Annotated in this window: 15 protein-coding genes and 2 pseudogenes; 9 read left to right on the top strand and 8 right to left on the bottom strand. The window is 42.5% G+C overall.

All coding sequences use genetic code 11. From position 1 onward, the window contains the following. Positions 1-277 precede the first annotated feature (277 nt). The gene (locus myaer_RS00215; protein ID WP_046660476.1) at positions 278-1492 is read left to right on the top strand and encodes an ABC transporter permease; all 1215 of its coding nucleotides are present in this window, start codon (positions 278-280) and stop codon (positions 1490-1492) included. 5 nt (positions 1493-1497) lie between these two features. On the opposite strand, the gene hisD is transcribed toward myaer_RS00215, so the two are convergent. After that, positions 1498-2754, bottom strand: a complete 1257-nt coding sequence (gene hisD, locus myaer_RS00210; RefSeq protein WP_046660475.1) for a histidinol dehydrogenase — start codon at positions 2752-2754, stop codon at positions 1498-1500. A 276-nt stretch (positions 2755-3030) separates the two neighbouring features. On the opposite strand from hisD, the gene accC reads away from it, so the two are divergent. The 3 genes and pseudogenes from accC to myaer_RS00195 all read left to right on the top strand — a co-directional run. Next, a complete protein-coding gene (accC, locus tag myaer_RS00205; RefSeq protein WP_002802160.1) occupies positions 3031-4377 on the top strand; it encodes an acetyl-CoA carboxylase biotin carboxylase subunit in 1347 nt (448 codons plus the stop codon). Positions 4378-4420: 43 nt separating this feature from the next. Beyond that, positions 4421-4990 (top strand): Uma2 family endonuclease, encoded by a 570-nt coding sequence (locus tag myaer_RS00200; protein ID WP_080949692.1) that lies wholly within the window; start codon positions 4421-4423, stop codon positions 4988-4990. A gap of 26 nt (positions 4991-5016) precedes the next feature. Beyond that, positions 5017-5433, top strand: a pseudogene (locus tag myaer_RS00195) (Uma2 family endonuclease); the annotation flags it as partial. A gap of 50 nt (positions 5434-5483) precedes the next feature. Here myaer_RS00195 and myaer_RS00190 read toward each other — a convergent pair. Next, positions 5484-6980, bottom strand: coding sequence for an IS5-like element ISMae6 family transposase (locus myaer_RS00190; RefSeq protein WP_046660474.1), 1497 nt, complete (start codon positions 6978-6980; stop codon positions 5484-5486). Between the two features lie 135 nt (positions 6981-7115). Between myaer_RS00190 and myaer_RS00185 the strand changes: the two are divergent. Next, positions 7116-7280 (top strand): annotated as a pseudogene (locus tag myaer_RS00185) (Uma2 family endonuclease); the annotation flags it as partial. A 77-nt stretch (positions 7281-7357) separates the two neighbouring features. Here myaer_RS00185 and myaer_RS00180 read toward each other — a convergent pair. Together myaer_RS00180 and myaer_RS00175 are read right to left on the bottom strand one after the other, a co-directional pair. Next, positions 7358-7825, bottom strand: a complete 468-nt coding sequence (locus tag myaer_RS00180) for a DUF29 domain-containing protein (RefSeq protein WP_002784916.1) — start codon at positions 7823-7825, stop codon at positions 7358-7360. A gap of 99 nt (positions 7826-7924) precedes the next feature. Continuing rightward, entirely contained in the window at positions 7925-8524 is a 600-nt protein-coding gene (locus myaer_RS00175; RefSeq protein WP_046660473.1) for a Uma2 family endonuclease, read from the bottom strand. Between the two features lie 191 nt (positions 8525-8715). On the opposite strand from myaer_RS00175, the gene myaer_RS00170 reads away from it, so the two are divergent. After that, positions 8716-10311: an Hsp70 family protein gene (locus myaer_RS00170; RefSeq protein ID WP_046660472.1), complete on the top strand. Its 1596-nt coding sequence runs from the start codon at positions 8716-8718 to the stop codon at positions 10309-10311. A gap of 83 nt (positions 10312-10394) precedes the next feature. Here myaer_RS00170 and myaer_RS22230 read toward each other — a convergent pair whose 3' ends face one another. Further along, a complete protein-coding gene (locus myaer_RS22230; RefSeq protein ID WP_002757361.1) occupies positions 10395-10526 on the bottom strand; it encodes a hypothetical protein in 132 nt (43 codons plus the stop codon). A gap of 207 nt (positions 10527-10733) precedes the next feature. Next, positions 10734-11987, bottom strand: coding sequence for a competence/damage-inducible protein A (locus myaer_RS00165; protein WP_046660471.1), 1254 nt, complete (start codon positions 11985-11987; stop codon positions 10734-10736). Positions 11988-12344: 357 nt separating this feature from the next. Between myaer_RS00165 and myaer_RS00160 the strand changes: the two genes are divergently transcribed. The 3 genes from myaer_RS00160 to myaer_RS00150 all read left to right on the top strand — a co-directional run bounded on the left by myaer_RS00160 (position 12345) and on the right by myaer_RS00150 (position 14534). Continuing rightward, positions 12345-13901: an ATP-binding protein gene (locus myaer_RS00160; protein WP_046660470.1), complete on the top strand. Its 1557-nt coding sequence runs from the start codon at positions 12345-12347 to the stop codon at positions 13899-13901. 73 nt (positions 13902-13974) lie between these two features. Continuing rightward, positions 13975-14196 (top strand): DUF433 domain-containing protein, encoded by a 222-nt coding sequence (locus myaer_RS00155; RefSeq protein ID WP_004163945.1) that lies wholly within the window; start codon positions 13975-13977, stop codon positions 14194-14196. Between the two features lie 5 nt (positions 14197-14201). Further along, positions 14202-14534 (top strand): DUF5615 family PIN-like protein, encoded by a 333-nt coding sequence (locus tag myaer_RS00150; protein ID WP_046660469.1) that lies wholly within the window; start codon positions 14202-14204, stop codon positions 14532-14534. Positions 14535-14599: 65 nt separating this feature from the next. Here myaer_RS00150 and myaer_RS00145 read toward each other — a convergent pair whose 3' ends face one another. Both myaer_RS00145 and glyA read right to left on the bottom strand, forming a co-directional pair. Beyond that, positions 14600-15664 carry a glycosyltransferase family 4 protein gene (locus myaer_RS00145; RefSeq protein WP_080949691.1) on the bottom strand — a complete coding sequence of 355 codons (1065 nt, stop codon included), beginning with the start codon at positions 15662-15664 and terminating at the stop codon, positions 14600-14602. 78 nt (positions 15665-15742) lie between these two features. Continuing rightward, on the bottom strand, positions 15743-17026 hold the full coding sequence (gene glyA / locus myaer_RS00140) for a serine hydroxymethyltransferase (protein WP_046660467.1): 1284 nt from the start codon (positions 17024-17026) through the stop codon (positions 15743-15745). Positions 17027-17309: the final 283 nt, after the last annotated feature.

Raw genomic sequence — 17309 nt, 5'->3', positions numbered from 1 at the left:
AAATCTAAAAACCTTGTTGGGTAAGACTTTTAGACTTTTTGTCAATCAAAAAGTACCAGGTATGGGAGTGATCAGGGGGAAAATCCCTGGACTTTTTCCCTAAAAATTAGGTAATTGGCCACCTCAAAACCGGTAAAACCTCACACCCCACACCCCACACCCCACACCCTGCCCCCACCGAAAAACTTTTTCAGCAAACCCTAGTTAGTTATCTTTATCTTTATCCCTGTTTACTGATTACTGTTTACTGTTTACTGATCACTGAATGTAACTAACCATGGAAATGCTCGAAAACCTGAAAATGGCTTTTTCCGCTTTGATGGGCAATAAACTGCGTAGTGGTCTGACCATGCTAGGAATTGCTATCGGTAACGCCTCCGTCATTGCCCTAGTGGGAGTGGGTGAAGGAGCGCAAAAAGTCGCCCTCGAGCAGTTTGAAGCCCTCGGTCCGAATGTTTTATTTGTTTCTACTTCCTCGCGCAATGTCCGGCGGACAATTCCTAATCCCCGGCCCCTCACCTACGAAGATGCTCAAGCGATCGCATCTCAAGTTCCCGCCATTACCGCCATTTCTCCCGAATTGAGCGGTACAAGAATTTTATCCTTCGGTAATAGAACCAGTAATAGTCCCCTGATTGGGGTGGGATCCCAGTACCTAAACGTGCGTAACCGTCAACTATCTAAAGGTAGATTTATTATGGAATCTGACCTGAAACGGGATAATCGCGTGATTGTCTTGGGATCGGAATTAGCTAAAAATCTCTTTGGTAATCGCAATCCCCTCGGCGAAAATCTTCGCATGGGCAATCTTAGTTTTCAAGTCATTGGAGTTTTACAGGCGAAAGGCTCCTTATTTGAGACTAATCAGGACGATCGAGCCTTAATTCCCCTAACTACCATGTCTAATCAGGTTCAAGGCCGCAGAGCTATCTATGGCATTCCCCTGACTCATATTTCTGTCTTGGCCAAAAACTCTGCCCAAATTAAAGCCGCTCAGTTTCAGATTAGCAACCTGCTGCAAATGCGTCATCAGGTCAGCGACGAGAATTATGTGCAGATTTTCCCCCAAACCGCAGTCTTAGAAATGGCCAAAGAAACTAACGATAGTTTAACTAGAATGTTAGCCTCGATCGCCAGTATTTCCCTTTTTGTCGGGGGAATCGGTGTCATGAATATTATGCTCGTGTCAGTCACGGAAAGAACCCAAGAAATCGGGTTAAGAAAGGCTTTAGGAGCGAAAGAAGGGGATATCAAAGGTCAATTTCTCATTGAATCCGTGATTTTAGCCACCACGGGCGGAATTATCGGGATTTTTGTCGGCATTCAAGGAATGTATCTAGCGGGAATTTTTGCCGCTTTAACCACCAGTGTCTCAATCCCTGCCATAATTCTCGCTTTAGGAGTTTCTAGTGCCATCGGTCTGATTTTCGGTGTTGTTCCCGCTCATCGTGCCGCTAAATTAGACCCAATAGTTGCTTTGAGAAGATTATAGTTTTTCTAGTTCTTGTCCTCACCTCGGGATTTTATACCCGCATCCGTTGCGGTCAAGCCCTCCGCTTGCGCTAATATTTGCAGATTATGGGCTATGGAGGCGAAAGAATCGGCAGGATATTCGATCAAAGTGGCGGAATCGAGAAAAGTTTCCACTCCCACGGGACAACCTAAATAATCAGCCACCCCTTTTGGAGTAGTCGAACCGAGGAGAATAGTTCCCGATTGTCTCAAAGAAGATAGCTTTTCCCAAGGCTCATCAATCATTAAGGATAAATGGGTAGGAGCAAAAAGATTCGATAATTCGATCGCTTTTGCCAATGATTCCACCACCACGATTAAACCATAATGAGCGATCGCTTTTTCCGTTAACAATCTCTGGGGATGTATCTGTAACTGTTTTTGTACTTCTTCCTGTACTATTAGTCCCAAAGCCTTATCCGTCGTCAATAAAATCGCTGCCGCTAGGGAATACTGTTCCGCTTGCGCTAATAGATCTAGGGCCAACTGTCTGGGATTAGCTTGACTGTCGGCAATAATAACCAAATCAGAAGTAATAGAGAGACAATCGATTTTTACATGGTCAGAAACCAGTTTTTTAGCCAAATTAGTATAAAAATCACCTATTCCAGCAATCATCTCCACGGGAGCGATCGTTTTTGTGCCGTAGGCTAAAGCGGCGATCGCCTGTGGTCCAGCCACCCGATAAATCTCACTAATACCCACCGATTGGGCTGCCACTAAAATCGCCGGATGGATGCGTAAATCCTCATCGGCAGGAGATACCATGACAATCCGTTTAACCCCCGCTATTTTGGCAGGAATCGCCTGTTGGAGCAATAAACTGAGATAGGCCCGTTTACCATCGGGAACAACAATTCCCACACTGTTAATCGGTTGATAACGTTTCCCCCGAACCGTACCATCCTCAGGAAACTGCACCCAAGCTTTGGGAAGACGCTGACGATGAAAAGCCTCCATTTTTTCACAGGCAACAGCGATCGCAGTTAGTAAATCCTGCGACACCTGTTGATAAGCAGCATCCAGATCCGCTCCACTCACCCTAAGCTGCTGTAGATTAAGGGACTGTTGGTAGAATTTTTCCGTGTAATCCACCAACGAGCGATCGCCAATGAGTCGCACCTGATCGACAATCTCTCGGACAAGCGATTCTTTTTCCCGAATTTCCGGATCGTCGAACCGTTCCCGAATTCGTCTCAGTTCCGTTCTGGCTGACCATGGCTCTGTGATAATTCGCAACATCGAGCTATTATCCTCTAGGGGCGAAACGAGATTAAAAAGTTTTCACTCCTCACACTCTAGCTTATCGCTTTCAATCTTGACCGGGGAGGGAGACGAAGTCAGTTATTTTAGCCGTCGGTAGGCAGCCTTGAATCAGTAATCAGTTATCAGATGTGAGTTTTCACTGATTACTGTTCACTGTTGACTGAAAATACTTCCCGATTTCCCCAAGGTAACAAAACCAGATATTCTACTAAATAGTCGCCTATTACACCAGCCTGATCTCGTGGTCGTCCAATGCAGTTTGCCAAGATATTAATCGCCAATCGCGGGGAAATCGCCTTAAGAATCCTTCATAGTTGCGAAGAATTGGGCATTAGAACCGTTGCCGTTCACTCTACCATCGATCGCCATGCCCTTCATGTTCAACTGGCCGATGAGAGTGTTTGTATTGGTCCGCCCCCAAGCAGCAAAAGTTACCTAAATATCCCTAATATCATCTCGGCTGCCCTAACACGCAACGCCACGGCCATCCATCCCGGTTACGGTTTTTTGGCAGAAAACGCCCGCTTTGCCGAAATTTGTGCCGATCATCAGTTAACTTTTATCGGTCCGTCTCCCAGTGCTATTCTGGCTATGGGCGATAAATCCACCGCTAAAAAAACCATGCAAAAAGCGGGAGTTCCCACTATCCCCGGCAGTGGTGGTTTAATTACCTCAGAAGCGGAAGCAAAACGTATCGCTGATGACATCGGTTATCCTGTCCTGATTAAAGCCACCGCCGGCGGTGGAGGGCGTGGGATGCGTCTTGTCAAGAGTGCAGATGAACTAGGTAATATGTTAAAAGCCGCCCAAGGGGAAGCAGAAGCGGCTTTTGGCAATTCGGGAGTATATCTAGAAAAATTTATCGAGTGTCCCCGACATATCGAGTTTCAGATTTTGGCCGATAGTCACGGTAACGTGATCCATTTAGGAGAAAGAGACTGTTCGATTCAGCGACGACACCAAAAACTGCTAGAAGAGGCCCCCAGTCCTTTTTTAACGCCGCATTTACGCTCAAAAATGGGTAATGCCGCCGTTAAAGCCGCTAAATCGATTAATTACGTCGGGGTGGGAACCGTGGAATTTTTAGTCGATAAACACGGTAATTTTTACTTCATGGAAATGAACACCCGTATTCAGGTGGAACACCCCGTCACGGAGATGATCACGGGGATAGACCTGATCCGAGAACAAATTCTGGTGGCACAGGGCGAAAAACTGCAAATTAAGCAAGATCAGGTGATATTTAGAGGGCATTCGATCGAGTGTCGCATTAATGCCGAGGATCCCGATCGCAATTTTCGCCCCCACCCCGGCAAAATTAGCGGTTATCTGCCCCCCGGCGGTCCTGGTGTCCGCATGGATTCCCACGTTTACACCGATTACGAAATCCCCCCCTATTACGATTCCCTAATTGGGAAATTAATTGTCTGGGGAGAAAATCGCGAAACTGCGATTAAACGCATGAAACGGGCCCTGCGGGAATGTGCGATCACGGGAGTACCGACGACTATTGATTTCCATCGTAAAATACTGGAAACTCCCGCCTTTTTAGCCGGAGATGTTTACACTAATTTCATCCAAGAACATCTCTTGCCCTAGGGCGTTACCATGAATTTTAGACGAGAGTAGGTTGGGGATAATAATGACAGTAGAAGTTAAATTTGAATCTTGGCAACTGAGCGATGAACAGTTCTTTCAACTTTGTCAGGATAACCGAGATTTACGTTTGGAACGCAGCGCGAAAGGAGATTTAATTATTATGCCACCGACTGGAGGAAAAACGGGCAATAGTAACGGTAGAATCACCCAAAAATTATTTAATTGGTCAGATAACAATGGTACGGGTATCGCTTTTGATTCCTCCACAGGATTTAAACTACCTAATGGGGCTGATCGCTCTCCCGATGCTGCTTGGATACCTTTAGAAAAATGGCAAGCTTTAAACCCCCAACAAAAGGAAAGATTTTTACCTCTATCTCCCGATTTTGTCATTGAATTAATGTCTCCTAGTGACAATATAGAAACTGCTAGGAGAAAAATGCAGGAATATTTAGATAATGGGACTCGTTTAGGTTGGTTAATCAATAGAAAAACTAGACAAGTAGAAATTTATCGTCAAGGACAGGCAGTAGAAATTTTAACTAATCCAGAAAGTTTATCGGGGGAAAATATTTTATCTCAATTTGTCTTAGAACTTGATAATATTTGGTAATTCTATAATCCTATAAAAGAGAATCTATGATGACAGTAGTAGAAATTAAATTTGAATCTTGGCAACTTAGCGATGAACAGTTTTTTCAACTGTGTCAGGATAACCGAGATTTACGTTTGGAACGCAACGCGAAAGGAGATTTAATTATTATGCCACCAACTGGAGGAAAAACTGGTAATTCTAACGCTGGAATCACTGCCCAATTATGGTTATGGAATAACCTACATAAATTAGGTGTAGTTTTTGATTCCTCCACGGGGTTTAAACTACCGAATGGGGCCGATCGCTCTCCCGATGCTGCTTGGATACCTTTAGAAAAATGGCAAGCTTTAACCCCGCAACAAAAGGAAAGATTTTTACCTCTATCTCCCGATTTTGTCATTGAATTAATGTCTCCTAGTGATAGCCTAGAAACTACTAGGAAAAAAATGCAGGAATATTTAGGGTTTGCTGAAAAAGTCATTGAAAAGTACAGGTCTCTTAATCAATGATTTCACTTAGCTACAAGCATAAGCTTTAGTTGTTGATTAATTTTTAAGTTATAACTTATCCTAATCATTGACCGAGAAAAAGTGCTGTTTTTCCATTTCAGACATAAAAAAGCCCAAAAAACCTGCCTCAACAGGTTAGAAAGATTCATGACTAAAAAAGTAATAGCAATCGCTGAAAAGGAAGTATGAGGAAGTTTAGCCATCACTTTACCTAAGCTAAATCTTCTTTTCCCCTGTCCAAATTTGCCCTCTATACAATTCCGAATCCTCTCATCATCGGTAGCTTGTTTCTTTTGTTCTTTACTAACATTTTTGGCTGGTCTTCCTAATGGGGGACCACTGATTCTGATTCCCCTTTCTTTACACCAAGCTCGGTTTTCTCTGGTTCGATAAATTTTGTCCACATGAACTGATTCTGGATAGTATCCTGTATAGTCATAATAAGCTTCTATTTGTGCTTTTAAATCTCCTGATTCATTAAAGTTATCCCAACTAATTCGGTCTAAAAATATGTAACCATCTATACAGCTTGCTGAGAATTTAGCCCCAAATTCTACGGGTTTTCCAGCTTTTCCTCTGACTATCGGACGGATGTGGGGTTGAGTTAAGCTGACAATTCTGTCTTCAATACTCTGTTTGTTATTTTGGTACATCCAGAGTTGTTGGCGATAAACTTCTGTGACTACTAATAACAGCTTATAGTCTCTTTTTTTCAAGCTTTGTAGAGAGGCTCCTTCTGCTAAAAGTTGTTCAATATGGTCGAGATTTCTTTTCAGATATTGCAGTTGTCTTTTCAGAGCTTTTCGTCTTTGTTTGACGGTAGGTTTTCTTTTTTTCGCTACTTCTAAATAACTTTTTCTGGCTAGAAGACGATAGGTTCTCGGTTTTTGAACAAGTTTTCCTTTTAAAGTTTCATAGAGAATATCAATAATTTTTTCGGTTTGTTTTCTTCCTTGATTTAACAGGTTTAAATCCGTAGGATAACTAATATCTGCGGGCGCACAACTGGCATCTAAAATTAATTTACCTCGATTTTCTGGTTGACTTTGGGTTTCGCTCTCTAACTTTTTTTCGGTATTTTCTTCTTCTTTTATTTCTCTCGAATTTTTGACCATAAAGCGATTCACTTTATTAATTAGTTCCAGAGTGATTCTTTCTCGAAAGTGAACCAACATTGACGCTTCAAACCGGGGTTCATTGCTGTAGGATGAAAACCCCAAGAAGTATTGTAAATAAGGATTTTCTTTGATTTGTTCTACCGTTTCTCTATCGCTTGTTCCTAATTTTTCTTTAATAATTAATGCTCCGAGTGCTGTCCTGAATGTTTTGGCGGGTGTGCCCATTTCTTCTGAAAAAAGTGATGCGTATTCCGCTTCAAATTCTGACCAGGGAATGAGGTTGGCCATAATTACCCAACGATTGTCTTGGGATAATTTCCCCTCAAAGGGCAGCTCGAAGTTTTCTGGTGGGGTTGAGGGTAACTCGCTTTTACGGTACATTAGCACTAATTAGAGAAGATGCAAGGGTGATGCAAGGGTTTTAAGAGATTCTAGCAGATTTAAGTGCATTTGGGAAGCTCTCAATCAAGCTAAAAGCCCTTTCCTGTAAGGTTTTTACCATTATTCAGCAAACCCTATTTAGATAATGGGACTCGTTTAGGTTGGTTAATCAATAGAAAAACGAGAGAAGTAGAAATTTATCGTCAAGGACAGGCAGTAGAAATTTTAACTAATCCAGAGAGTTTATCGGGGGAAAGTATTCTGCCAGAATTTAGTTTAAATCTTACTTTGATTTGGTAAATCAGAGGTAGTGATTGCCGTTTAACGCTTGGCTTTGTTGGGCATTGTCTTCATCGATAAAATACCAAACTTTAGTTCTAAGGAAGATAGTCATAATCAAGGATTTCTGCAAGGGTGAAGGGTGATTCAATCGGGAATAAATCAGCAGCAAGTTGATACTTTCTGACAGTATCTTCTCTGGCTGCTTGGTAACAATCTATCCAGATTTCAGGAATCAATCTTCTCAGACTTGGACTCTCTTTTAATAAGCGTTGAACTTGTCGGCGTTGTTCAACAATTGTGCTGCGCCATCCTTGAGCATTTGCTTCCTTTTCAGTTAGCCAGTAAGTCAATTTAAGCAAATGTTCGGCAATGACGGTTAAGCGACTTTCTAGTTCTCGTTTTTCACTCCTTCCCATCGTTTCAATTTCTTCGATTAAATTTTCTAAGTCTAATTTTTCAAAACGATGTTCTTTGAGTAAATTAGCGGTTTCTTGTAACCATCCGTAGAAATCTTCTTGATAAAGACTTTTACCTGACGAGACTAAAGACTTTTCGATGCTCATTTGATGATGACCTAGAAAAAAGAATTCTTAGATAATTTAGAAGCGAATCCCCGATCTCAAAAAGATTGGCAGAATATCGCAGGATTACTCCTTAAAACATCAGAGCTTTAAATTTAAGCTAAAATTGGGTAAAACATCTTCACCCGATAAATCAGTGGGATTTTCTAATATTTCTACCTCCTTTCCTTGATGATAAATTTCAACTTGCCGATTCTGGGGATCGATTAACCAGCCTAACCTTGCGCCATTTTCCCTATATTCGAGCAGTTTTTTCTGTAATTTGTCAAGATTATCGGATTCAGACCGCAATTCCACCACAAAATCGGGACAGAGGGGAATAAATCCCTTTTTCTGCTTAGGGGTTAAAGATTCCCAGCGTTCTCGACTCACCCAAGATAGATCGGGAGAACGAATCGCCCCATTTGGTAGTATAAATCCAGTGGAAGAGTCAAACCCGACTCCTAAAGCTTCATTTTCTTCGCACCAGCGAAACAATTGTCCTGTTATACGAAAATTTCGCTGTCCTGATTCGCCACCTGTCGGGGGATTCACGATTAATTCTCCTTGGGCTGTACGTTCTAATTTTAAGTCACGGTTGACCACAGCAAGGGCTTCAAACTGTTCAAGGGTGATAGAGAGAGCGAGCGCCGTAGGAATTTCTAAGGAGAGGGTTTCGGGTGAGGTAGTAACTGCTAACATAATCCTTTGATCAGGTGCAACTCATATATACTATTAAAGATTATTTGTCAAGTTTCTGCTCAGACTTCTTGAGCTTACGCTGACCAAATTGCCTAGGTTTTTCGGAAACTTCCACCCCGATCGGGTGGGTTCAATAAATAACAGGTTATAATAGCGAATAATTAACTAAATTTACCTAAAAACCATCGATCGTGTTCTACGCTATTGATTTCGGAACCAGTAATACCGTCATTACTCGTTGGAATGGGGCGACAAATAGGGCCGAAACCGTGAAATTATCGGAGTTATCCCAACAAATAGCCGACAATCCCCCCCTAATTCCCAGTTTACTCTATATTAAATCAGCCAATCCCCTACAAGTAATTGCCGGTCAAGCAGTGCGCGATCAGGGTTTAGATATCGATCGAGATCCGCGTTTTTTTCGTTGCTTTAAACGAGGTATCGGCGCAAAAATTCAAGGATTTTTACCGGAATTAGAGGAAACTGTCCTCAGTTTCGAGGGGGTTGGCCAATGGTTTCTCGATAGCATCATCGACCACTTAAAAAACACCGCCCCGGAAACCCCCCAATCGCTAGTTTTAACCGTTCCCGTCGATAGTTTTGAAAGTTACCGCAATTGGTTAAGCAATGTTTGTCAGGGATGGGAAATCGAACAAATTCGCCTAATTGATGAACCCACGGCCGCCGCTTTGGGTTATGGAACCACTGGGGATCAAGTGATTTTAGTGGTAGATTTTGGCGGTGGAACTCTCGATCTTTCTTTGGTACAATTAGATTTAGATAATCCTCAAAAAAATCAAGGTTTTATTCTCAAGTGGGGAGAAAAACTTTTAGGCAATAATTCGGCTCAAAAAACTAAACTAGCCAGAGTTTTAGCCAAGGCAGGGACAAATTTAGGGGGGTCAGATATCGATGATTGGATTGTCGATTATTTTGCCCAAAAGCAATCTTTAGGGAAAACTTCCTTGACTACTCGTCTAGCAGAAAGATTAAAGATTAAACTTTCTTCCCAATTAACCGCCGAGGAGGTATATTTTGATGAGGAAAATTTCGAGAGTTACGAGTTAAGCTTGGATCGAGAACAATTGACCGATATTCTCCAACAACAAAACTTTTTTAATCAATTAGATGATTTAATGACGGGAGTTTTGCAACAGGGAAGACGCAATGGAGTTGAAGTTAGCGATATCGATGCGGTGTTATTAGTCGGGGGAACCGTACAAATTCCGGCGGTAAAAGATTGGGTGCGACAGTATTTTGATAGTAGTAAAATTAAAGAGGATCGACCCTTTGAAGCGATCGCTTTGGGAGCGTTACAATTAGCCCAAGGTTATCAAGTCAAAGATTTTCTCTATCATAGCTACGGCATTCGTTACTGGAATCGTCGCAAAAATGCCCACGCTTGGCATCCGATTATTAACTCCGGACAACCCTATCCGATGGAAAAACCCGTGGAATTAGTCCTAGGTGCTTCCGTGGACAATCAACCCAGCATTGAGTTAATTATCGGCGAATTAGGGACGGAAAAGGGGGCAATGGAGGTCTATTTTGATGGTGATAAATTAATTACTCGTTCCCTGAGTAATGGAGAAACTAGCGTTCAACCCTTAAATGATCGCGAGGGAGCAAGATCCATTGCTCAACTCGATCCTTTAGGTTTGCCTGGCAAAGATCGCATTAAAGTGCAGTTCTGGATTGATGATCAGTGTTTCCTGCGGATTAATGTGGAAGATTTACTCAGTCAAGAATTGTTACTAAATAATCAAATCGTCACCAAATTAAGCTAGGATTGGCTTCAGCCAAAAATCAAGTGCAGACTCATAGTAAGTTTGCACTGATGTTATCGCAATATTCTGTTTTACCGGTGGCTTTATCGACTGTGATCACGCACGGGGATCGGGATCAGTTCGGGTTCGGGTTCGGGTTCCGGACCAAAAACACTCTCGATCAGTTTGCGCGCCCATTCTCTCAACTTGTCTATCACTTCATCTAAATAGTCCATTGACCAAATGGCTCCTTTGAGATACTAGCTATGAGTTTTCGTCGATTGATCCCCGCAACAGCTACGCAAAAGCTTGATTCTAGAGAATTTTAACTAATTTTCATCGTTTGGCTGTTAAATTTGACGAGCGGGGGAATCTGTATCTTGTATTTATATTAAGCTTAACATAACTTTTTATTCTGAGTATATATTCTTGGCAATTCTTTTTTAAGATATTGTTAATAAATTCCGTCGTAGGCGATCGAGGGCGGTATAAGCACTAATCTGGCGAATTGTCAAGCGATCTCGATTTTCTCCGAAACGATGCTCTGATACGGTGACATTTCCCTGAGGATCGGCTAAACCGATATAAACTAGGCCCACGGGTTTCGTCTCGCTGCCACCTCCGGGTCCGGCAATACCCGTGATACTGATCCCCCAATCGGTAGCGAGGCGTTTTTGCACTCCTAGGGCCATCTGTTGGGCAACAATGGCACTGACAGCCCCGAAATTATTTAAATCCCGCTCATTTACGTCTAAGAGGGCAACTTTTACCCGATTATCGTAGGAAATAACCCCACCCCAAAAATAATCGGAACTGCCAGCGATTTGGGTGATAATTTCCCCTAATCCTCCTCCAGTACAGGATTCTGCCACACTCAAAGTTTGTTTTTGTCGCCGCAACAGTTCCCCCACTACCGAGGGTAAAGTATCATCATCAGCCCCAAAATAATCTAATCCGGCGATTTCCTTAATTTCCGTCGCTACCGGTTCAATTACCTGCAAAGCAGCCTCTAAAGAAGGTGCTTTCGTCGCAATTCGCAAACGCACTTCGCCTAAACCAGCATAGGGGGCAACGGTGGGGTTAGTCAGATCAAATAAATGGACAACTTTTTCCGCTAAAGCTGACTCACCGATACCGCGAAATTTGAGAGAACGACTATAAATCCTCTCTTTGCCCCATCCTTGACTTTCTAGGTAAGGAATCGCCGTTTCTACCCACATTCTCTTCATTTCTGAGGGTACTCCGGGGAAAGTAAGAATAGTCAGGTTAGTCTGTGGTTGCCAGATCATGCCGGGGGCGGTTCCCGTCGGATTTGGCAAAAAATCGGCTCCCACGGGTATTAAAGCCTGTTTACTGTTACTAGGAGGCATTTCTCGCCCTAAACTCGTAAATTTAGCCTCGATTTCTGCTAAAATCTCTTTATCTTCTCTAAGGGGCGTTTGGAAAAAATCGGCGATTGTTTCTGTGGTTAAATCGTCGGGAGTAGGTCCCAGTCCGCCGGTAAAAATTAAAATTGAGGAACGTTCTCGAGCAATAGCGATCGCTTTTTTCAGTCTTTCTACATTATCCCCCACCACCGTTTGATAATAATGGGGAATGCCTAATTTTGCCAATTCTAAGGCTAAATATTGGGCGTTAGTGTTAACTATATCCCCTAATAATAATTCCGTTCCTACACAAATAATTTCAGCGGCCATAATTTTTGACAATTAGCTTAAGATTTTCAATTTTTATCATTAACTGATCTCCTGTCACCATCGTTCGATCGGGTTTAGGTAACGATGGTCATGGAAGTTAACCATATCAGTGCGCTCTCACATTATACCAGTAAGCTATCAACAATCAAGGTCTTGTATATTAAATGCCACTTTCTTGCTGAACAGCCCGTATCTGATTTAGCAAACGTAAAATCAGCGTATTATTCCCTTATATAACAATAATTGATCATAATCAAGCATAACAAAGTATTGCCGATCATCACATCTTCCTTCCCGCCATTACAAACCCCACCAAAATCATCTAAAATTAAAATGTCCACTAAATAATAAAATTCTATGACTCGCTGGTTTAATATTGCCGGTCCCTGTAAAGACGATATCCACTATATGTTATCTCCCACAGTACGATTACCAGATTTAGAGGATTTAATTAAACAAGAAAGTTACTTTGTCCTTCACGCACCACGACAAACGGGGAAAACCACCGCAATGTTAGCCCTAGCAAAACAACTTACCGATACTGGAAATTATGCCGCAGTCATGGTATCAGTGGAAGTAGGAAGTGCATTTAATCATGATCCTGCTGCCGCAGAATTGGCAATTTTAGGGGCATGGTATAATACAATAAATATCCGCTTACCTAAAGAATTGCAACCAGCTGCTAAACAATGGCAACAGGAAGAACCAGGAAATAGAATTAAGGCTTTTTTACAAAGTTGGGCAACATCTTTAAATCGTCCCATAGTATTATTTATAGATGAAATTGACTCTTTACAAGACCAAACATTAATTTCTATTTTACGACAGTTAAGAGATGGGTTTCCTAACCGTCCTGAAAATTTTCCCTCATCTGTAGGATTAATTGGTTTACGAGATGTGAGAGATTATAAAGTAGCATCTGGTGGTAGTGATAGATTAAATACATCTAGTCCTTTTAATATCAAAGTTGCTTCTCTTACCATGCGAAATTTTAATCTTGCAGAAGTAGGAGAATTATATCAACAGCATACAGCAGCAACTGGACAAATTTTCACACCAGAAGCAATAGAAACAGCGTTTGATTTAACCCAAGGACAACCTTGGCTAGTCAATGCCTTAGCTAAAGAAATTGTAGAAAAAATGGTAAAAGATAGAAGTATTACTATTACTAAAAAACATATTTTAACAGCCAAAGAAATATTAATAGCTCGTCAGGATACTCATTTAGATAGTTTAGCGGAAAAACTCAGAGAAAAACGAGTTAAAAACATTATTGAACCAATTTTAGCAGGGCAAACCTTACCCGATACCCTAGCAGATGATAGGCAATATTTAATAGATTTAGGATTATTACGACGTGATCCGATGGGGGGATTAGTTATTTCTAACCCCATTTATCGTGAAGTTATTCCCCGTGTTTTAGTACAAGGAACTCAGGACAGTTTACCTTTAATTAGTCCTAGTTGGTTGACAGCAAAAGGTGAATTAAATATAGATGCTTTATTAACAGCATTTCTCAAATTTTGGCGACAGCACGGAGAACCGTTATTAGGTAGCACTGGTTATCATGAAATCGCTCCACATATAGTATTAATGGCTTTTTTACATCGTGTGGTTAATGGTGGAGGAGTTTTAGAAAGGGAATATGCAATTGGTAGTGACAGAATGGATTTATGTTTGCAGTATAAAGATGTAACTTTAGGGATTGAATTAAAAGTATGGCGGGATAAAAAACGCAATCCGCAAGCTGACGGAATTGAACAATTAGAATCTTATTTAGGGCGTTTGGGTTTAGATTTTGGTTGGTTATTTATCTTTGATAGGCGAAAAAATGCCTTACCAATGGAAGAAAGATTATCCACTGAAGTTGTGGTGACAGAAAATCAATATAGAATTACTGTGATTAGAGCTTGAGTGTTTCCAAAACTACTGTTTTTAGCAGAAATAAATGGTATCATAAAATTAATAAAAATGCCCTCGTCACCTCATGAATTACAGAGACTATATAACAATTGAACCCAATAAACGTGGTGGTAAGCCTTGTGTGCGTGGCTTGCGAATCACAGTTTATGAAGTGCTTGAATACCTAGCTTCGGAAATGACAGAAGAAGAAATTCTTGAGGATTTTCCCGACCTGACGCGAGAAGATTTAAAGGCTTGTATTGCTTATGCGGCTGATCGTGAACGTCGGTTAATGATTTCGACTTGATCAGCATGAAATTACTATTTGATGAAAACTTATCCCCTAAATTATCTACCCGTTTGAGCGATATTTTTCCAGACTCGCTTCATGTTCGGGATGTAGGGATGAAAGCAACAATAGACCCGATAGTTTGGAATTATGCCAAAGATAATGATTTGATGATTGTCTCAAAAGATGCCGATATGCACGATCTAAGTTTAGTGTTTGGGAATCCTCCCAAAGTCATCTGGTTGAGACTAGGAAACTGTTCTACTTTACAAGTTGAAAATTTACTGCGTCGAGAGTTCAGTAGAATCAAATTATTTTATCAAGATAAAAATTCATCATTGCTTGCTCTCTCATAGTGACAAACTGGATGCCGAAGGGATATCCGCAGAAAAAAGCTGATAGCTGACGACTTTAAGACGGCTTACGGTTCACTGCCACGATTGCGCCAGACTTGCCAACCGACGTAACCGAGGAGGAGAGTCGCACCAAAGGCAAAACCCCAACCACTGGGAACATTGGAGAAACCGAGGGCTAAACTGCCCACCCAGAGAGTTAGGGAGTAGATAAATAATACTGTCAGACGGTGAGAGATACCCGCTTTCAGTAAACGGTGGTGTAAATGACGTTTATCAGCCACAAAAGGGGATTTTCCGCGTTTGAGACGGGAAATAATCACCGTGGACATATCGAGGAGAGGAACCGCGAGGATGAGATAGGGTAATAGGACGGCGGTAACGGCAACAGTAGTCACAGCAGTAGTTTTAGCCAATCCAATCACCGCCACACCCGCCAGGGTAAAACCCATAAAATAGGCCCCACCATCCCCCATAAAAATTTGGGCGGGGTTAAAATTGTAACGCAGAAAACCCAAGGCCCCACCCGCTAAAGCAGCGGCGATAATAGCGGCGGCCGGTTGTCCCATCACCAAAGTTACAATCAAAATCACCACGGCAGATATACCCGAAACCCCCGCCGCTAATCCATCTAAACCGTCAATCCAGTTAATCGCATTAGCCATCCCCACTAACCAGAGGAGAGTAATCGGTAAACTTAGCCAATGAATTTGTAATAAATCGCCGAAGGGAATAGAGAGGAAATCGATCCTAACGCCGGCTTGCCAAGCTAGAAAAGCGACGCTAAACTGCATTACCAGACGATTGAGGGGCGAAAGATTAAAAAGATCATCCGCTAGACCGATGAGAAAAAAGCCCAAACCGCCTAGGGTTACGCCCCACACTTCCCATTCTCGATCGCTGTTTAAACCAGCAAACCCTCCCAACCACCAAACAATCAGGAGGGCAGTTAAAGCGCCGATAAAGATCGAAACTCCCCCCAGTCGAACCATAGGCTTTTCATGGACCTTCCTTTCGTTGGGTTTATCGACGTAACCGCTTTTCAGTCCGACGGTTCTGACGAGGGGGGTACTCCAAAGTACCACGGTATGGGCGATCAGAAAGGCAATTAGATAGTATAAATCTCCGGACATGGGAATTGGGGGGCGATTTAATTCACAATTGGCAACTGACAGGCAATCACCAATTATGAGTTTTTATTATCTCTCGTTTTAGGCCAAGGCGGGGACGGAAATATGGAGATGGGGATAGAGGGGGAAGCTTTCACAGAGTTTTGCTACCCGTTGACGGCAAGCAGTTCTCAGGGCTTCATCCCCTGGATTAAGGAGAATATCGGCGATAATGTTGCCAATCTCGATAAATTCCGTTTCTCCTAGTCCTCTGGTGGTCATAGCCGGGGAACCCAAGCGCAGACCACTGGTGACAAAGGGAGACTCGGGATCGAAGGGAACAGTATTTTTATTAGCGGTAATATTGATGGTACTGACCAAGCGATCGGCTTCTTTCCCAGTCATGCCCACGGATCTTAAATCGAGTAACATCAAGTGATTATCCGTACCATCAGTGACAATTTTAATCCCTCTAGCCTTCAACTGACCGGCTAAAGCTTGGGCATTAGCGATTACTTGGCCCGAATAGATTTTAAACTCTGGTTTCAGGGCCTCCCCAAAAGCCACTGCTTTTGCCGCGACCACGTGTTCTAGGGGTCCGCCTTGGGTACCGGGGAAGACGGATTTATCGAATTTTTTGCCTAATTCCTCGTCTTTGGTCATAATTAACCCCCCCCTAGGACCGCGCAGAGTTTTGTGAGTGGTGGTAGTTACCACATCACAGTAGGGTAGGGGGTTAGGATGATGACCAGTGGCCACTAAACCGGCAATATGGGCGATATCTGCCATCAGGTAGGCCCCCACTTCGTCAGCGATGGCGCGGAATTTCTCGAAATCAATCCGGCGCGAGTAGGCAGAATAACCGCAGATAATTAGTTTTGGTTTTTCTTTGCGGGCGATGTCAAGGATGAGATCGTAGTCAAGGCGTTCGCTTTCGGGACTTACTCCGTACTGTACCACTCGGAACCATTTCCCGGAAACGTTAACGGGGGAACCGTGGGTAAGATGACCACCGTGGGAGAGATCCATGCCCATAATCGTATCGCCTGGCTGCAAGAGGGTCAGGAAAACGGCGAAATTAGCTTGGGCCCCGGAGTGGGGTTGTACGTTAGCGTGGTTTGCCCCAAATAGTCGTTTAACCCGATCGATCGCTAATTGTTCCGCTTCATCAATGTATTCGCAACCGCCATAGTAGCGTTTTTTTGGCAGTCCTTCCGCGTATTTGTTGGTTAAAACCGAACCTTGGGCGGCCATGACGGCAGCCGAGGTGAAGTTTTCACTAGCGATTAATTCTAGGTGATCTCTTTGACGTTGCAGTTCTTTTTGCAAAATCCCTGCGATCGCTGGATCGGTCAGGGATAGTATATCTAAGTTCGTATCAGTCACGGTTACTCGATCCTTTCTTTAACAATTTACCTGTAATCATTCGGTCACTTTCTCCATTTTGGCACAATCTCTAATCTTCCGACACACCGGTGAGCTTAATTGCTTCTCTTCGGGATCGATCGTCGATTGTCAACTATTAGCGGTAAAATATTCATTTTTAGTTAATAGATAATAGTAATATTAACCAGTAGAATCCTTCCGGGTGGGTATTGAGTGATAAAATCGGCAATAAAGCCCAATTTTAGCGGTGATTTTCCCTTTAAAAATAACAACTTAGTAGAAG

Origin of the sequence: Microcystis aeruginosa NIES-2549 (assembly GCF_000981785.2) — a bacterium.
Taxonomy (GTDB): domain Bacteria; phylum Cyanobacteriota; class Cyanobacteriia; order Cyanobacteriales; family Microcystaceae; genus Microcystis; species Microcystis aeruginosa_C.
This window is presented reverse-complemented; position numbering and strand designations above follow the sequence as displayed.